A 17,573-nucleotide genomic window follows, 5' to 3' on the forward strand; every position below is an offset into this window, starting at 1 on the left:
TAGTGTTTTTTAAATTGAATTTTTAGGTTAGAAAGCGCCTGCATCAACATCTTAGGGGAATTTAAAAGATTACACGATGACACAGGCGCTATATCATTAATTAAGTACCCAATCTGGGTTAAACTTAGCAGCATCAGGATAAATCTGACGCAAATAATCATCAGTATTTGGTTGTAAAACGTATTCCTTCCCTTCTGCAGTATGTTTGATCACCTTAGCGAACTTTGGATCTTTGTTTAACCGTTTTAAATCGGCTACCCTTGTCCCCATAAAAGCCAGTTCCCTACGTCTTTCGTCCAGCACAAACCGCAATACCTTTTCCTGATCATTGTTAAAATCAGCCAACGTAAAGTCCCTGTAAGCTGCAGGTACAATCCTATTCTTTCTTAGCTTATTTACATCATCCAATGCGCCCTGCTTGTCATTTGCCCTGGCTTTACATTCGGCACGGGTAAGGTAAACCTCTGGCGTGCCCAAAGCATTGTTATAGTAATCACCACGTAAGTAAATTCTTACCTTATAGCGGGTCCAGTAATCTACAGGCGGCGGTAATGGTGGCCAGGCATTGGCATAATATAGTGTCCATCGCTGATCATTGTTGTCAAATAAGGCCGACAACTCTGGTGATGCACAAACCACATTTCCTAAACCAAAAGGGCGCAAAAAATGGCGGGCAACAATAGCTTCAGGATGTTTTTTTCCATCTGGAATATCTGTCCAACCTACCGGAGAACCGGGAACATTAGGAAAGGGCCCCGGAGTAACTATTTTAAAAGTATTCATATCCACCAATGTACTGTACAAGGCCAGGGTCTGATTGGCATAATCAAGTGCTTTAGCGTAATCGCCCATGTACAAATACACGCGACTTAACAAGGCATAGCCTGCCGCTTTATTGGTTCTAAATTTGGTAATCTTGCTGTTTGCCGGCAGTGATTTAACGGCTTCTTCCAGATCCAGAATAATCTGGTCGTATACCTCTTTTACGGTATTCCGGCGGTGCTTTGCACTAATATCGGCAACCAATACCAATGGCACGCCCGGATCAGTAGCTGCAGTCGCAGGATCATAATGCCTTGCATATACATTTACCAGCAGTAAATGTTCCAAAGCCCTTCCGAATAGCGCCTCTGCTCTTACACTTTTTTTATTGCTTTCAGTTCCATCTACCGCCTTCATAATGTCGTTAACTACACTATTAAAATAGAAGATACGTTTATAAGTTTCGGTCCATAAAAAGTCATTGGATCCCGGGTCAAAAACTTGCTTTTTAAAAGTATAAATCCTTCTGGCATGCAAGGGCTGTCTGCTGAAAAGCGCTCCAGGATTCTCCTCAGGAAAAAAAACATCATCAGTCAGCAAGTCATTAAAATAATCGCCATAACTAACAACGGTCATATCGTTTAGCATGTTTTCATAATCCTCTACCGTGGTAGGAATCAGTTTTCCTTTTGGCACAATGTCCAGATAATCCTTACATCCACTAAATGAGATCAGGATCAATAGGATTAATAAATATTTAGATTTCATGTTCTGTAGGGTTAAAAGTTAACACTGGCACCAAGGCTATAAACAGGCGTAACGGGCATGGTTCTTTCGGCATAAATACTCGATTGCGCATAGGCTTCCGGGTCAAGGTCTTTATCATTTCTAAACCATTTATAAGGATCCCGCACCTGAAAACTTAACAACGCATTTACATCCTTCCTTTTTTTGAAAAGTGCAGTTGTTAAATCATAAGTAAAGTTGATGCTTCTAATCTTAATATAATCTGCTTTTAGGGTATTGATGTTTGCGGCATACCATAAAGAAGCGAAATAAGAATTACCGGTATTGTTCAGATCGGGTGCCGGCATTACTCCAGGTATTTTTTCATCACCCGCCTTTCTCCAGAAGTTCATCACACGGCGATCTACATTCTGCGAAAGATTATTCTTCGACAAGATGGATGGCGTAGCATCACGCATCACATTTCCACCGTTGGCAATCAACTGTATGGCCACACTAAATTGCTTATACCTAAATGAATTGTTAAAACCGATGGTATAAGTAGGGCGCAAAGTACCTGCATATTCCAAGCCATTAACATCAGTCATATTTGCAACATAGCCACCTTGAGCATCATAATTCTTAACCACATTTCCGTCCTTATCATACACCATCACGGTGCCGTTGGTAGGATCTAAACCTGCCCACTTAAAGTTAAACAAGCTACTCATCGGATAACCCACCTTTTCTATTCCGCCACCATCCGTATAACCATACACCGTCTCGTGTCTGGTACTAATCTCGGTCATTCTGTTTTTGTTGAAACTCAAACTTACATTGGTATTCCAGCTAAAATTATCGTTCCTAATGATCGTTGAGTTTAATCCCAATTCAATTCCACGATTGTATAGACTCCCGTAATTGACCAATGCAGTTCCAAAAGCGTTGGTTGGATCGGTCTCTCTTTCGCCCAATAAATCGGTACTCTTTCTACCATACAAATCAATTGATCCAGATATGCGGTCGTTAAGAATCGAGAAATCAAGCCCAATATTGGTTACTGCTGTACTTTCCCACCTTAAAGATTTATTCGGCGGATTTGTAATTAGCGTGGCCATTGCTTCGGCTTCCATATTATAAATCGTTGTGGCCTGTAAATAAGGACCAACACCTTGAGCCACATTACCATTTAAACCATAAGTAGCACGCAAACTCAGATTATTCAGCCAACGTATATTTTTCATAAACGACTCTTTGCTCAATTGCCAGCTTGCACCTACACTCCATAGAGGTTGGTGACGATATTTTGGGTCTGCGCCAAATAAGTTCGAATCATCAATACGTACACTACCAGTGATGTTGTATCTATCGTTATAAGTATGCCCTACATTGGCATATACAGATACAAATCGATCTTCATAAGCACCAAAATTATTGTTTTGAGTTTCATCGTAACTAAATTCGTCATTTACCGACTCTGTACCCGGTATTTTGGCCAGATCCACTGCATTTACAGGAACATACCTCAGGTTATTGTCATCATAACCCATCCGATGGGTATTAGTTGAGGAGCCCATTACACTTCTCTGCTCCATACCAATTAATGATGTAGTATGGTGCTTAGGCGCGATCTGACGATCAAAGTTTAGCTGAGCACGCGCAGTATAACTACGGGAATCTCCCCTACCTTCATAAATCTGTCCACCATTAGGCACGTTCAATTCTGCTACTCCATTTTCCATCTTTGTCGCATCATTGACCATGTTTTTTACCGCATATGCTGTTTTCTTGTAATAGCTTTTGCTATAATTGCCCCCTTTTTCGATCTGATATTTTAAATCCAAAGAGAGTCCTTTTATAATTTTAGCGTTTACATTTCCATTCAGTCTTACGTAGTTAGACTTCCCCAAACCATCAAATTTATCCAGCTCGTTTAAGGGGTTAAAAGACTCATCATGCAAGCCCAATCCTATTAAGCGTTCAATCTCATAGGATGACTTGCGGTAATTCCAACGTAAATTCTCTCCATTTTCATCCTGCAGCATTTCATAAGGCATTGCCGATCTGTAATACCCTAAAGCATTAATTGGCGAAAATTTATTGTCACTAAAATAAGTCGTCATATTTACACCCGCAGTTAACCATTTTGAAATTCTAACGTTCTCATTTAGGTTCAAATTGATCTCATTGCTATTGCTGCCAATATTATATCCGCTATTGCGGGTATAATTCGCAGAAAGTCTAAACTCATGCACTTCATTCCCTCCCGAAACGGAGAAATTATGCTGTTGTTTAAATTGCTTCTGCATCAATAAGCCTTCTAACTGCGATCTATTGTCCAAACCTCTTAATTTGTTCAATGTTGCATTTAACTGATCATTGGATAAGCCCTCATATTTATTTAGGTATAAGGCTTCAATGGCTTTAGGCTGAGCGCTGCGCTTGATGTAATCCGAGTAATCGTGGTGGGTCAGATTAAACAATTCTTGTTGCAAATCCACCGTTTCCTTCGCATTCATAAAATTGAAGTAGGACACATCAGGAAGTGGTGTAATGAAAAAGCTGTTGCTGTAACTGATCCTCGTCTTTCCCGGTGATCCTTTTTTGGTGGTAATCACGATTACCCCGTTTGCAGCGCGACTACCATATATAGAAGCTGCCGCAGCATCTTTTAGCACATAAATATCTGCTATATCATCATTAATTAAATAATTGGTACTTCCTTCGTAAGGAAATCCGTCAACCACATAAAGCGGAGCGCGGTTGCCATACAAGGTAGATACCCCGCGAATATTAATGTCGCCGTTTTTCATAAAGAGGCCTGGTACCGAACCTTCAATCCTATCCAGCAAATTGGTTTCCATCCTTCTCTTTAAAGTTTCTCTGGGTACCACGCTAAATGATCCTGTTGCGCGTTCCTTTGGTAAGGTTTGATAACCTGTGCTCACCATTACTTCTTCCAGTTTACTACTGGTAAGAATTAGCTTAATGTTGGTCAAATCACTATCCGCTCGTAGCTCTTTCGGTTCATAGCCTATAAAAGAGATCACAATAATGGCTTTTTCATCTACCCCCCTCAGCTCAAACACCCCTTCGCCATTGGTCATCACCACCCTATTGCTGCCTTTAATTTTTACGGACGCGCCAGCCAAGGGCTGACCGCCCTCATCCAATACTCGCCCCCGGATATTGATGGCTCTAAAATAATCCCGTAGCACATCCATCAACACTCTTTCCTTACGCTGTATCACCACGGTACGGTCAATAATCGCATACGTAAACAACTGTCCGTCCAGCAAAGCCTTAAGCGCTTGATCTAAACTTGCATTTTTAAGGTTCACATTCACGGGGGCTGCATCGCGCAGCATAGGCGTATTGTAAAAGATGTAATAACCGCTCTGTGCTTCTATGACGCGAAGGGCATCAGTAAGAGCAGCATTCTTTTGCTTAAGCGTAATCTTTTGTGCAAAACTGGAAGCCGAAACCTGAAAACAGGCCAAGGCAATGAAAAAAGCGATTAGGTTAATTCGCATAATTATCTTCCTGGTGCATTTTATCCAAGGCTCCGATTTCTTATCGTAGCACAAGGAGGTTTGAATATAAAAATTCATACTTTTGTTTGGTCTGGTTGATCAATCGATTTATTAGTTCAAGCTATAATTTGAGTAAAGCCAGATATAGATCAGGTTCCGATTCGCCGTCGGTTCCTGATTATTTTTATTTCTGCTTCACCGCTCTGTTTGTAAAGATTATGGCATAGCGATGATCCTCCTTCCTTCTATTTTAAATTGAATAGCCCCTGTTAATTGTAAAATCTGAAGTACTTCCGAAACATTACCATAACGTGAAACTTTCCCGTTAAAAATCTTATCCGTCATTTTCCCTTCATACTGTATATCTACATCGTACCACCGCGATACTTTCTTTAAAATCGTTGCAATATCCTCATCATTAAATTTGAAATAGCCGTTCTTCCAGGCTACAGCCTCTTCGGTATCAGCCATTTTAACGGTTAAGCCTGCAGCCGAAAATTGTGATTGCTGACCAGGCTTAAGGATCAGATCCTTTCCTGGCAAGGAGCCTTCAGCCCCAGTAACTTGCACCGATCCTTCCAATAAGGTGGTTTTAACCTGACTGTCATCGGCATAGGCGCTAACATTAAAATGTGTACCCAAAACCTTTAACTCCTGCTTGCCCGAGCGCAACTTAAATGGCCTGTGTTTATCCTTCGCTACTTCAAAATAAGCCTCCCCTTTTAATTCTACAGTACGCGTAGTTCCAGTAAATACCGCTGGATATTTTAAAGACGAAGATGCGTTGAGCCATACTTGCGTACCGTCAGGAAGTTTAATCTGATATTGTCCGCCTCTGGGTGTTTCGATGGTATTAAATCCGGCATTCCTATCTACAGCCCCATCCTGTTGTGCTACTGTGTAAATCAGCTGCCCATCTTTAGTTTTAGTAATGCTAACCCCTGCTTGTTCAGCAACCGCTCCATCAAGGGCATCGGTAAGGGATATCTTTGAACCATCAGCCAATGTTAAAAATGCTTTATTTCCTCCCGGCTTGATATCGTTTGCAAATTGTAGTTGTTTGCCGGCACCAGCTTTATCCATATAAAAATAAAGTCCAATACTTAAACAGAAAATCACAGCTGCTGCCGAAGCGATCAGCGTCCAACGATAGATCTTAACTGGTTTAGTAATGGTTTGAAAAGGGAACGCCTCATCCAGTTCATTTAAGGCCCCAGCAAAATCATGGTGATCCTTTAAAGATGGATTTTGTACTGCCTGTTGGTTATACCAGGTTTCGAGTTCAGCCCGTTCCTGCGGACTAACCTTACCTTTTTTATATTGTGCTAAAAGTGCTTTTGCTTTATTGTTCTTCATACGGTTAAAAGAAAATTAATCCCTTTATACACGTAAGACGGACAAGTATACTACTGGTAGTACTGTAACTTAAAAAAAAGTTAACAATAAATTTATTTTCAGGCGTAAGAGCTTAATTGCCTTACTCACCTGCTTTTTCACCGTCTTATCAGAAATATTCAATTGAGCAGCAATTTGTTTATGAGATAGATCTTGCTGCCGGCTCAGCTCAAAAACCTCCCTCATCTTTGGAGGCATCAAACTGATTTCCGTTTCAATGATCGCCGTCAGCTCCTTTTCCCTGATTTGATCATCTGTAACAGATTCTCCAGCTTCTAAAAAGCTTTGCAAGGTATCGGTGTATTTTAAAACAATCTTTTGATGGGCAATCACATCGAGAATGCGGTTTCTGATCGCGCCATAGAGGTAGGCAGATAAGGTGGTTTTAATGATCAACTTTTCATGATTTGTCCAGATGGCAGCAAAAAGTTCCTGAACAACATCCTTTGCTTCTTCCCTATTCTGAATCATTCGATAGGCATGCAAGTACAGCACTGCCTTGTACCTGTTATAAATCTCAGCAAATACAGCTGGGTTGCCCGACTTTAACAAGCCCGACAGCTCTTGATCTGTAAGATTGCTGTATAATCCCATAATTCAAAATTCGAGGGGTTAATGCGGTAAATCTAAAAAGGTGTATCATGATGACACACCTTTTTTTTATGCTGCCGTCTTTTTTGTACGGTCGTCTTTTTTGTACGGTCGTCATCCTGAATTTATTTCAGGACCTCGCACCTACAAGGTTTGAATAATTGGTGCGAGGTCCTGAAATAAATTCAGGATGACGATGGCCTTATTTCTTTGCTGGTGCTAAAGACAAAATATATTTTACCATCTTTTTTGCATCAGCCTGACTCACATTCGGGTGGCCAGCCATAGGGATTGCACCCCAAACGCCGCTACCACCTTTAAGTACTTTTGCTGATAATTTGGTAACATTAGCTTCTGTAGGGGTATATTTTTTAGCAATATCTGCATAAGATGGTCCTACCAACTTGCCTTCTGGTTTATGACAAGCAAAGCAATCTGATTTTGAAATCAATAATTTACCTGCTTCTACGTCTTTCGGTGCTTGACTCTTCGCTAATTCGCTGCTTAACAAGCCGATAGCAAGGCAGCTTGAAAAAATTAAGGTTCTTTTCATTTCTTGTGTAATAATTAGGGGTTGTGTGTTGCTGCTAAAAGTAAAATATTCCCCTAATTAAAGCAATTTATTTTTTCAGAAAATCTGAACCGAAAATTTTATCCCATAAAGCAGACGTCACCCCATACCCTCTTGTAGAGTCATCATAATGATGTAACATATGGTGATGCTTAATTTTTTTCCATAGCCCATTTTTAAAATTAGCGTGGTGCAACATATAATGGACAATATCATAAAAAAGATAACCAGATATAAAACCGGCAAAGAAACCATTTAACATATCAACTGGCAATAACAATCTAAAGAGAAAATAGAATACTGTGGCCAAAGGAATACTTGCCGAAGGTGGCAAAACTAATCTTTGGGCATCATTTGGATAATCGTGGTGTACCCCATGAAATATAAAATGGATGCGTTTACCCCATGTAGACGAGGGATAAAAATGAAAAACAAAGCGATGCATGATATACTCTACTAACGTCCAAACGATTAGGCCCATAAAAAAATTGAGCAAAAGCGCCAAAACCCCATAGGCTACAATTGCTGCCCACAGAAAATAACCAATAATAGGTATAAAAACTATTAGCGGCACATAATAAGGTACTTTAGACAATGCTTCGAACAAGGGGTTCTTGAACATCCTTATCGACTCCCGCGAATTGGATATAAAATTTTTCTTCATGATTAACGAATCCTGTTATCTGATAAAATGAGGCGCTAAATTACAGCTTTTCTTTCATTCTAAAAATGGCAATTATTAATTATAAGTCATAATTTAATATCTGAACCTCAAGGACACATACGGGTACCAACCTTCATTAGAATGGCCCATCACAAAACGAAATACGCCTAATGATGCTGGCGCAAAATAAAGGCCTCCACCATAGCCCTGGTGCCATACATCCGACTTTTCGCCTTTTAACCAAACCCTACCCACATCATGAAAAGCCATCAATCCAAATTGCCCCGGCAGGATATAGTTTATAAAATCAGCAACCTTAACCCGCAGCTCCAAATTATTATAAAGGCTATGCTGTCCACCAAACCTAAATTCCCTATATCCCAACAAATTCCCTTGTCCACCTATAAACTGTGATTGGTAAAAAGCCTGCTGACCAATGGTAAGACCAGCACCAATGCGATCAGTAAGTACTACTTTTCGCCCCTTGCTTAGGTCTTTGTAAATGGAAAAAGCCGCTGTAAGTTGACCAATAGAGTTAGAAAAGTTATTTAAACCTTTATATGCAGCCATACGTGCTTCCAAATAAGTGCCGGCAGAAGGTAAAATATCACTATTTCGGGTATTGTTAACGTAATTAACAACCAAGCCAGCATAAAGTTTATCTTTTGTTATGGTTGCACTATCTGGTGAGTTCAATTCCTGAACCTGGGTAATAAACCTTCCTTCGTTGTCCTTCTTGTCGTAACTATAATATTGAAAAGAAGGACCAACACTTAATGATGAATTAGACCATGACCACCTTAATGCCGGATCCAGCTGGTATATGCTAAACCTTGCCCGGTAATAGCGCACAAAATCTCCTGTGTTGTTAAAAGTACTTTCATTGCCCAAGCCATAAAAGTTCTGGGAATTTTCTGGAGCTAAAACATCAGCCTGCAAAACAATATCAGCCTTACCTAAGACTTTAAACAACTCAGCCTTGTAATTAAACCTAAAGCCCGAAGTCGCAAAAGAATGTAAAAAAGAAAAGGAATGTGTACTTCCATAGGGCAGCTTACGGAAGCCTGGCTGCACAATTTTACAAGAAAGACCCAACAATACCCGATCGTCGATGTTGTATCCAGCATTTAAAAGCAAGGTATATCGGGTATACAAATCTGTTGGGACAAAATGGGTATTCGAGGTATCATTATCTAGTTTTTTATACGCCCTGCCTGTATTTCCGCTAAACGTAACATTGTCAGCCTTGCCATAAACCTGAACTTTTCTATAGGCGTTTTCTATCTGATATACCTTTTGCCCCTCCGCTCCTATAATCCTCAATTTAATCGTTGAGCTGTTGTTATTCAAGATTAAGCTGTCATTACCATCCTTCACATACAGCCTGATTTCTTTGGTCACTGCCGGATCAAATGTCCGGTTAAAAATAACATCCTTAACCCCACCATCCTTTGCTATTTTATGAATAGTAACAGTAAGCGCCTTACCAGGCGCATCGGTAATCTTAACCAATTCATTTTTGTTGGTCGCCTGTACATCCACAATGCGATTTATAAAATGATAATATTCATTCATCATTTTCGGCAATCTTGCCCGCCTTTCTTTCATCTGCGCCAGCAGCTGATCATGCCTTAATGAATATCCAGGTTCCGGCAATTTCCTTAAGGCCTTTTCCATCACCTCATCTGTTACCTCGTTACAAAAGTCATTTACAATCTTTGTCCATTCTTCCTCGGTCAGCTGCGCAAACCACTTGCTATAGATCTCCCTACCCTCCCAAAAAAACCAATTGATGTTGTGCAGGTTTCTTTCATAGCCCTGAATCATCGGCAAAAGCCAGGATGCTTGGGCATATTTTGGGATAATGCCTTCTGTCAAGTAAAAAACCTGGTCCCGATCACGGGGAATCGCCTGATATTCCGTCGTTCCATCCGCACGTTTTACCGGTTTCCAGCGCCATTGGTCCTCGTGCCTGTCCCAGTCGCCCAACAAAGCATCCAAGGCCTTTGCCCTTAACAACAAAGGGGCATCGTAACCATTGTCGCTGTTGTCATTTAGCTTGCGCATCATTTTTAAGGAGTTATCCGTATCTCCGGCAGGCTCTCTTTCTTCGAGCAAACACAAGGTATTGGCAAATACTTTAGTATATTCTCCTAATTTTTCATCGGGTACTACCCAACCAATCATGGGATCACTGTGTGGTACATTTACGGCTTTCGCAATATCAGGCACCACCAAGGCCGAGAAAGGGTTCTGGGCCGACATATTGTCTTTCACCACTACACCGGCAAATGTTTTTCGCAATATCGGCGGTAAAAGTATCTCCGGAAACTTCTCTACACTCCTCAGCACCCATTCTTTTCCCTTTTGATCTACCAATCTTAAAGAATGCGACTGGTTGCCGCCACCCCGTTGTGTTGGCGTAAGACCGCCTTTAATCACTGAAATTCGAATAATTGGCACCTTTACCGGTAACGAATACTCTTTTCTGTAATTTTCTCCAAACAAAATCCGATGAAATCGCTTTACATTATCGTATTGAGGATAAATGCGTACACTAACAGAATCTTGCGCATGGAGTACAGTGTAGCCGGCAAGAAATAAAATGAAAGAGAGGAGAAGTTTAGTCATTTCTTAATCTATGGTAAGATTTGTAAAACATTGAAAAGGTAATTTTGTGTTGTAATTTAAATAAAGCAAAATGAAGAACGAAATTTTAGGAATACACCACATTACTGCAATAGCTGGCAATGCAAAAAAGAACTATGATTTTTACACAAAAATACTAGGATTAAGGTTGATAAAAAAGACTGTAAACTTTGATGACCCACATACCTACCACTTCTATTATGGAGATGAAAAAGGAACACCAGGAAGCATTTTAACATTCTTCCCATGGGAAGGCATACAAGCTGGCAGAAGAGGCACCAAACAGGTGACCGAAATTGGCTATAGCGTTCCTGCTGGAAGTTTAGACTTTTGGCAAAACCGCTTTGAGCTACACAACGTCATTTACAACAAACCTGCTGTGAAATTTGGCGAGCGTTACCTTACTTTTTTGGATCCCGATGGATTGAAATTTGAGTTGACGGAAGCTAAAGCAAAAGATAGCCGCCCACAATGGGAAACAAAAGAAGTGACCAAAGAAAATGCGGTTCATGGTTTTCACCACATTACCATTACCACCAATAAAATGGAGGCTACAGCTGCCGTCTTAACGCATGTCTTTGGTTATAAATTAGCTGAAACAGAAGTTAACCGTTCAAGGTTTTTGACTGATGCTGTTGAGCAGGCGAATATTGTCGACCTGGTTGAAGCTCCGGGTGAAACTATCGGTCATGTGGCCGGTGGGTCAGTGCACCATGTGGCCTTCAGGGTAAAAGATGAAGCTACATTGATGTACTTCAGGGATAAAATAGTGGAAATGGGCTTAAACATCACCGAAAAGATAGACCGCAATTACTTCTACTCTTTGTATTTCCGCGAACCGGGTGGCGTGCTTTTCGAATTGGCGACGGATAATCCAGGCTTTACCATTGATGAACCATTAGAAGAACTAGGTCAGAACTTAAAATTACCTACACAATATGAAAGTATCCGAGAAGAAATAGAAGATATTTTACCAAAATTAACGTAACAAATTTAACTTAATATGTACACACATCAAAAAGATATCATCACTGCCGGCGTCCCTATAGCGGACGCCAAAAAGGCCATTATCTTTATTCATGGAAGAGGAGCGTCTGCAGCAGACATCCTCTCCCTAAATGATCACCTGCAAATAGATGATGCGGCGCTCTTCGCTCCCCAGGCTACCCACCATAGCTGGTACCCGTATAGCTTTCTCGCTCCTGTTATGGAAAACCAACCGGCATTAGATTCCGCATTAGCCCTCCTAAAAAATATGGTAGCTGAGCTTAAAAACGCAGGTATCCCGCAGGAGAAGATCTATTTTGTAGGTTTCTCCCAAGGCGCTTGTTTAGCTTTGGAATACATCACTAGAAATGCAGGTAAATATGGAGGTGCAGTAGCCTTTACTGGCGGATTGATCGGCAAAGAGCTGAACATGCAAAATTACAAAGGCGACTTTAAAAAAACACCGGTACTGATCACTACTGGCGACCCAGATCCGCATGTACCGGTTTCAAGAGTTGAGGTGAGCGAAGGCATTATGAAAAAGATGAATGCAAATGTGACGGTAAAAATATATCCAAGCAGACTGCATACCATTTCAAAAACAGAAATAGAGTTAGCAAAAAAGTTAGTATTTTAGGCCAGTACCGAAGCGCCTAAAATAACAACTCATTTATGAAAATAGCATTTTTCTCTACGAAGCCATACGACAAGACCTTTTTCAACAAGTATAATGAAACATATGGCTTCGAATTGGAGTTCTGGGAAACACACCTTGGGCCACATATCGTAAATGCAATTACTGAAGGTACCGAAGTCGTATGCGTATTTGTAAATGATAAGCTTACCGAAGAGGTTATCGACATCATGGCTGCCAAAGGTGTTAAAGTGATCGCCTTGCGCTGTGCAGGCTTCAACAATGTGCATCTTGAAACCGCAAAAAAACATGGCATCAGGATTTGCAGGGTTCCAGCATACTCTCCCGAAGCGGTTGCAGAACATGCGGTAGCCATGTTGCTTACCTTAAACAGAAAAACCCACAAAGCTTACAACCGTGTACGTGAGCAGAATTTCTCCTTAAATGGGCTTTTAGGCTTTAACCTTCATGGTCGTACGGTAGGGATCATAGGAACAGGAAAAATAGGCAAGGCTTTTATCAAAATCATGCTTGGCTTTGGCTGCAAAATACTAGCCTATGATATTTTTGAGGATGATAGCTTAACAGCAATAGGCGTTCAATATTTACCTTTTGACGAGGTATTGGCACATTCGGATATCCTTTCTCTCCATTGCCCGCTTACTATCGAAAACCATTACCTGATCAATGAAAGCACCATTGCCAATATGAAAAAAGGGGTAACACTGATCAACACCAGTCGCGGCGGATTAATCAATACACACGATGTGATTCAAGCTTTAAAATCCGGACATATCGCTTATTTGGGAATTGATGTGTACGAGCAGGAAGAAAAACTATTCTTCAAAGACCTTTCCGGATCCATCATCGAGAATGACGAAATCCAACGTTTAATGAGTTTCTCTAACGTATTGGTAACGGGTCACCAGGCTTTTTTCACTGAAGAAGCCCTGTCACAAATCGCATCGATTACCTTAAACAGTGTCGATCACCTTATTAAAGGTACCGTACCAGAAGATCAATCGGTATTGCTTGCTTAAGGCAATATCGTTACCAATTCCTGGAACGCTTTTACAAAAGCCACAAGCTGCTGTTCTGTTTTCTGGTCTGTTATATTTCCAGCTGCATCAAACTTTCCTTTAATCCCTTGGATCAGCAACAGGGTACTTTCATTATAGGTTGTTTCCAGTGTGCTCATGATCAGCTGAAGCTCCTCATGCCCCTTTACGCCGCTGGCAGAAGCAGTGATTATACCGAGCGGCTTGCCCACGAAAACAACGGTAGCGACACACCATTCAATGGCATTTTTTAACCCACTGGGGATACTAAAAATATACTCTGGAGTACAGATCAATACCCCATCGGCCTTTAAGACAGCTTCCCTGAAATTTAAAACTTCCTGTGGCGTATTTTCAAGAGACAATTCTGGATTGAAATGAGGCATCTCAGCTAAACGATCGAAAATGATGAAATTAAAATCATCATCAGCCAATGCTGCAATTTTCTCTACCAACCTCAAGTTTGAGGATTGCTTACTCGCACTTCCAATAATTGCAAAAATGTTCTTCTTCATTGATTCTTATAGCTTTAAAAAAGCTTGCTTATGACCACTCATGCTAAACAATGGTACAATATTAGCATTTTTATTTATCTTTGTATCTAAATGAATACTAAGGCAATCCAATATCAAAACCCCTTTTTACAATACCTGTTCGCAGTTGTTTTGCTCCTTACTATCTTCAATTTCTCTGGCTTTTCCATTGCTCCCGTTCAAGTTAAAACCGATAGCCAACAAACCGGCCGATTAGGAAATACCCAACGTAAACCAATAAAAAGCCTCAGTTATAAAAGTGCGCTTAACCAGCTAAACCACCTAAAGTATCAAAGTTCCTTTCTCGCAACGGATCCAAACTACTTAGCTGCATACCACACCCTACTTTTTAACCTGGTATTTACAGCGCACAATAAACCAAATCTCTCCACCCAACAAAATATCCTCTCCTATCAAACAACAATCACCGTTTCCAAAAATGATGATGATGACCTTAAATGCTAATCACATAAGCATCTAAACAATCATTTCATTTTAAAAACAGCCCATGAAACAGCTCAAAAAGCTGATGCGGTTCTGTACATTATTTCTTTTTATGGTATTGGCTTTGGTAGGAATAGGTATCACCGGCGTTCCACCAACACTATCCCGTGACAGGAAATTATTTGCAGACACCGAGTCAGTTGCAGAAATAACCTCAAATAAAATAGAAAAAAACAAGCAGTTACCCCCAGAAAAAGAATAGCCTTGTCGCAAATACACTAATTGCTCTAAAAAGAAAAAGCTTCCCAAAAATTAGGAAGCTTTCGTTATATAGTTTTTTAAGTATATATTTTCATGGATAGACCCATGAGATCTTTATGTTTTTCAACACTTTATATGCAAATATACATTTAATAATTTTTCAAGAAAAATATTTTGTATAAAAAACTATTACATTTTATTTTTAAGAAAACATAAAGTGCACATAAAGCAAAAATATTTATCAATTGCGAGATCCTGATACCGGCCTGCGCCGGCATGACGAAATTCAGGATGACGAGGAGCATATAGCACGTACTAACACACCAACAGCTAATACCCCTGCAGTAAACCATTAACAAACAATCCAATAAAACCGACTCCAACTATGCTAACACCCCTGTGAGGAGAAAATTTGCCTTCTCAGAAAGAGCCTAGCGTTTTTCGCTTTTTCAGCGAATAATGCAGCTCTTGAGGAGAATGGCTAATTTTCATCCTTAATATACAAGATTATTGCGCTTTATTTTGTTATTTTGAAGAACAATAAAGAACAGGCCATTTTTTATCAAAAATCAAAACATGCCAGTTACAGAGAAAAAAGAGAACAACCATAACATTTTATCGATTGATATTGGTGGCACTAGCATTAAGGCCTGCATTTTAAACGCTAAAGGTGATCTTATTTCCGAGTTCAAAAAGGTACCTACACCAAACAAGGCCACTCCGCATGACGTATTAAGTTGCATCCAGGAGCTGGCCAATACTTTAAGCAAAGATTTCGACAAGATCTCTATAGGCTTTCCTGGATATGTAAAATGTGGTAGAGTGCAGACGGCGGTTAACCTGGCTGCAGACAAATGGATCGATATAGACCTTGCCCAACAGGTAAGCGATATCTTTGGCCGACAAGTACGCTTAGTCAACGATGCCGACCAACAAGCCTTAGGCATTGTATCCGGCAAAGGATTTGAAATTGTATTTACGGTCGGTACTGGCTTCGGTACAGCATTGGTATTTGATGGCGACCTGCTTCCACACCTGGAGCTGGCACACTTGCCGATTACCAAAACCAAGGACTACGATGATTATATTGGCGACAAGGCCTTCCAAAAAATCGGTAAGGAGAAATGGAATGAGCGCTTGCAACGCATTATCGAAATCTACAAAACAGTATTCAATTACGATACCCTTTATATTGGAGGGGGCAACTCCAAAGAAATTACTTTAACGCTCGATCACAACATCAAACTCGTTTCCAATAAAGACGGAATTAAGGGCGGTGCGAAACTTTGGGATCTGGAAGAAAAATATCATGTATTTACCAACCACCCTAATAAAAATTAGACAATGAACAACAAATATACTTTAGGAATGATCGGCCTTGGCACCATGGGCCGCAATTTATTGCTCAACATGGCCGATAATGGTTTTGCCGTAACAGGTTACGACAAAAGCGTCAAGATGCTGCAAAAATTGAAGGAAGATGGTAAAGCCCACAATTTACAAGGTTTTGCCATTTTATCAGATTTTGTCCAGTCATTAGAATTGCCAAGAAGAGTCATGTTATTGGTTCCTGCAGGGCAAATTGTAGACAGTGTAATTCAGGAGCTTATTCCTTTATTGGATAAGGGCGACATGATCATCGACAGTGGAAACTCACACTTTACCGATACCGACAGAAGAGCTACTGCGCTTGCCAAAGAAGGTATTCACTTCTTCGGAATGGGTATCTCTGGTGGTGAAGAAGGTGCACGTTTCGGTCCTAGCATGATGCCTGGTGGTGATAAAGCGGCTTATACCGCAGTAAAACCTATCCTGGAAGCCGTATCGGCTAAAGTAAAAGGCGATCCTTGTGTGGCCTATATCGGTCCGGGCGCTTCTGGTCACTTCGTTAAAATGGTACACAATGGTATCGAATATGCCATGATGCAGATCCTTGCCGAAACCTATTACCTGCTTAAAAACGGTATGGGTTACGACAATGAGCAAATCTACAACACCTTTAAAAAGTGGAACGAAGGCAGGTTACAATGTTTCCTGATGGAAGTAACCAGAGATATTTTTAAAGTTAAAGACGAAAAGTCTGGCGGTTATTTAATCGATGTGATTAAAGATGAAGCCAAATCCAAAGGTACCGGTAAATGGACTTCACAGGTTTCTATGGATCTGCAATTGCCTATCCCGACCATCAATGAGTCGGTAAGCTGCAGAGACCTTTCTAAATTTAAACAATTGCGTGTAGCACTAGCTGCTGCCCTACCGCATACTGCTGAGAAAATTGAGAATGTTGCTGAATTTGAAGTTCAACTGGAGCAGTCTCTTTACTTCTCTATGATCACTTGTTATGCCCAAGGTTTACACCTGCTTACACAAGCATCTGCAGAATTTAAGTATGAGCTGAACCTGCAAGAGATCTCTCAGATCTGGCGCGGTGGATGTATCATCAGAGCGACCTTGCTAGAAAACATATACCAGGCCTATAAAAAACAACCTGATCTGGCGCACCTTTATGCGGATGCAGGCATTCAGGAATTGTTAAAAGAGATTATTCCGGGCACTAGAAAAGTAATCGGTTCGGCCATTCAAAATGGCTTGGCTGTACCTGCTTTTGCTTCGGCATTGACTTATTATGACTCATTAAGAACGGATAAGTCTCCACTTAATTTAACTCAGGCACAGAGAGATTTCTTTGGCGCCCATACTTTCGAACGTACAGATGAAGACGGTATTTTCCATGCCGACTGGAATTCTAATAATTTGTAAAAACT

General features: G+C 40.6%; 15 protein-coding genes. 7 read left to right on the forward strand and 8 right to left on the reverse strand.

Annotation, left to right across the window (positions count from 1 at the left end; translation table 11 throughout):
• Nucleotides 1–96: 96 nt before the first annotated feature.
• The 7 genes from FBD94_RS08115 to FBD94_RS08145 all read right to left on the reverse strand — a co-directional run bounded on the left by FBD94_RS08115 (nucleotide 97) and on the right by FBD94_RS08145 (nucleotide 10,873).
• Entirely contained in the window at nucleotides 97–1,530 is a 1,434-nt protein-coding gene (locus FBD94_RS08115) for a RagB/SusD family nutrient uptake outer membrane protein (RefSeq protein WP_136879828.1), read from the reverse strand.
• Nucleotides 1,531–1,541: 11 nt separating this feature from the next.
• Nucleotides 1,542–5,021, reverse strand: a complete 3,480-nt coding sequence (locus tag FBD94_RS08120) for a SusC/RagA family TonB-linked outer membrane protein (protein WP_169472249.1) — start codon at nucleotides 5,019–5,021, stop codon at nucleotides 1,542–1,544.
• A 216-nt stretch (nucleotides 5,022–5,237) separates the two neighbouring features.
• Nucleotides 5,238–6,377: a FecR family protein gene (locus FBD94_RS08125; protein WP_136879830.1), complete on the reverse strand. Its 1,140-nt coding sequence runs from the start codon at nucleotides 6,375–6,377 to the stop codon at nucleotides 5,238–5,240.
• A gap of 69 nt (nucleotides 6,378–6,446) precedes the next feature.
• On the reverse strand, nucleotides 6,447–7,010 hold the full coding sequence (locus FBD94_RS08130; protein WP_136879831.1) for an RNA polymerase sigma-70 factor: 564 nt from the start codon (nucleotides 7,008–7,010) through the stop codon (nucleotides 6,447–6,449).
• Between the two features lie 199 nt (nucleotides 7,011–7,209).
• Nucleotides 7,210–7,560, reverse strand: a complete 351-nt coding sequence (locus FBD94_RS08135) for a c-type cytochrome (RefSeq protein WP_131611529.1) — start codon at nucleotides 7,558–7,560, stop codon at nucleotides 7,210–7,212.
• A 67-nt stretch (nucleotides 7,561–7,627) separates the two neighbouring features.
• Nucleotides 7,628–8,242, reverse strand: a complete 615-nt coding sequence (locus FBD94_RS08140; protein ID WP_136879832.1) for a sterol desaturase family protein — start codon at nucleotides 8,240–8,242, stop codon at nucleotides 7,628–7,630.
• Between the two features lie 93 nt (nucleotides 8,243–8,335).
• The gene (locus tag FBD94_RS08145; protein ID WP_136879833.1) at nucleotides 8,336–10,873 is read right to left on the reverse strand and encodes a BamA/TamA family outer membrane protein; all 2,538 of its coding nucleotides are present in this window, start codon (nucleotides 10,871–10,873) and stop codon (nucleotides 8,336–8,338) included.
• A gap of 70 nt (nucleotides 10,874–10,943) precedes the next feature.
• Here FBD94_RS08145 and FBD94_RS08150 point away from each other — a divergent pair, with 70 nt between their 5' ends.
• The 3 genes from FBD94_RS08150 to FBD94_RS08160 are packed head-to-tail and all read left to right on the forward strand — an operon-like array spanning nucleotide 10,944 to nucleotide 13,552.
• On the forward strand, nucleotides 10,944–11,879 hold the full coding sequence (locus tag FBD94_RS08150) for a ring-cleaving dioxygenase (protein ID WP_136879834.1): 936 nt from the start codon (nucleotides 10,944–10,946) through the stop codon (nucleotides 11,877–11,879).
• 15 nt (nucleotides 11,880–11,894) lie between these two features.
• Nucleotides 11,895–12,515 (forward strand): alpha/beta hydrolase, encoded by a 621-nt coding sequence (locus tag FBD94_RS08155; protein ID WP_136879835.1) that lies wholly within the window; start codon nucleotides 11,895–11,897, stop codon nucleotides 12,513–12,515.
• A 35-nt stretch (nucleotides 12,516–12,550) separates the two neighbouring features.
• Nucleotides 12,551–13,552 carry a 2-hydroxyacid dehydrogenase gene (locus tag FBD94_RS08160; protein WP_136879836.1) on the forward strand — a complete coding sequence of 334 codons (1,002 nt, stop codon included), beginning with the start codon at nucleotides 12,551–12,553 and terminating at the stop codon, nucleotides 13,550–13,552.
• On the opposite strand, the gene FBD94_RS08165 is transcribed toward FBD94_RS08160, so the two are convergent.
• Entirely contained in the window at nucleotides 13,549–14,085 is a 537-nt protein-coding gene (locus tag FBD94_RS08165) for an NADPH-dependent FMN reductase (protein WP_136879837.1), read from the reverse strand. The genes FBD94_RS08160 and FBD94_RS08165 overlap by 4 nt on opposite strands.
• A 90-nt stretch (nucleotides 14,086–14,175) precedes the next feature.
• Here FBD94_RS08165 and FBD94_RS08170 point away from each other — a divergent pair, with 90 nt between their 5' ends.
• The 4 genes from FBD94_RS08170 to gndA all read left to right on the forward strand — a co-directional run bounded on the left by FBD94_RS08170 (nucleotide 14,176) and on the right by gndA (nucleotide 17,568).
• Nucleotides 14,176–14,568, forward strand: a complete 393-nt coding sequence (locus FBD94_RS08170; protein WP_136879838.1) for a hypothetical protein — start codon at nucleotides 14,176–14,178, stop codon at nucleotides 14,566–14,568.
• Nucleotides 14,569–14,611: 43 nt separating this feature from the next.
• Complete coding sequence (locus tag FBD94_RS08175) at nucleotides 14,612–14,809, forward strand: hypothetical protein (RefSeq protein WP_131611507.1); 198 nt, start codon at nucleotides 14,612–14,614, stop codon at nucleotides 14,807–14,809.
• 575 nt (nucleotides 14,810–15,384) lie between these two features.
• Nucleotides 15,385–16,149 carry an ROK family protein gene (locus tag FBD94_RS08180; RefSeq protein WP_136879839.1) on the forward strand — a complete coding sequence of 255 codons (765 nt, stop codon included), beginning with the start codon at nucleotides 15,385–15,387 and terminating at the stop codon, nucleotides 16,147–16,149.
• A gap of 3 nt (nucleotides 16,150–16,152) precedes the next feature.
• Nucleotides 16,153–17,568: an NADP-dependent phosphogluconate dehydrogenase gene (gene gndA, locus FBD94_RS08185; protein ID WP_136879840.1), complete on the forward strand. Its 1,416-nt coding sequence runs from the start codon at nucleotides 16,153–16,155 to the stop codon at nucleotides 17,566–17,568.
• Nucleotides 17,569–17,573: the final 5 nt, after the last annotated feature.

The sequence above is a fragment of the Pedobacter hiemivivus genome (assembly GCF_005144565.1).
Lineage (GTDB): Bacteria > Bacteroidota > Bacteroidia > Sphingobacteriales > Sphingobacteriaceae > Pedobacter > Pedobacter hiemivivus.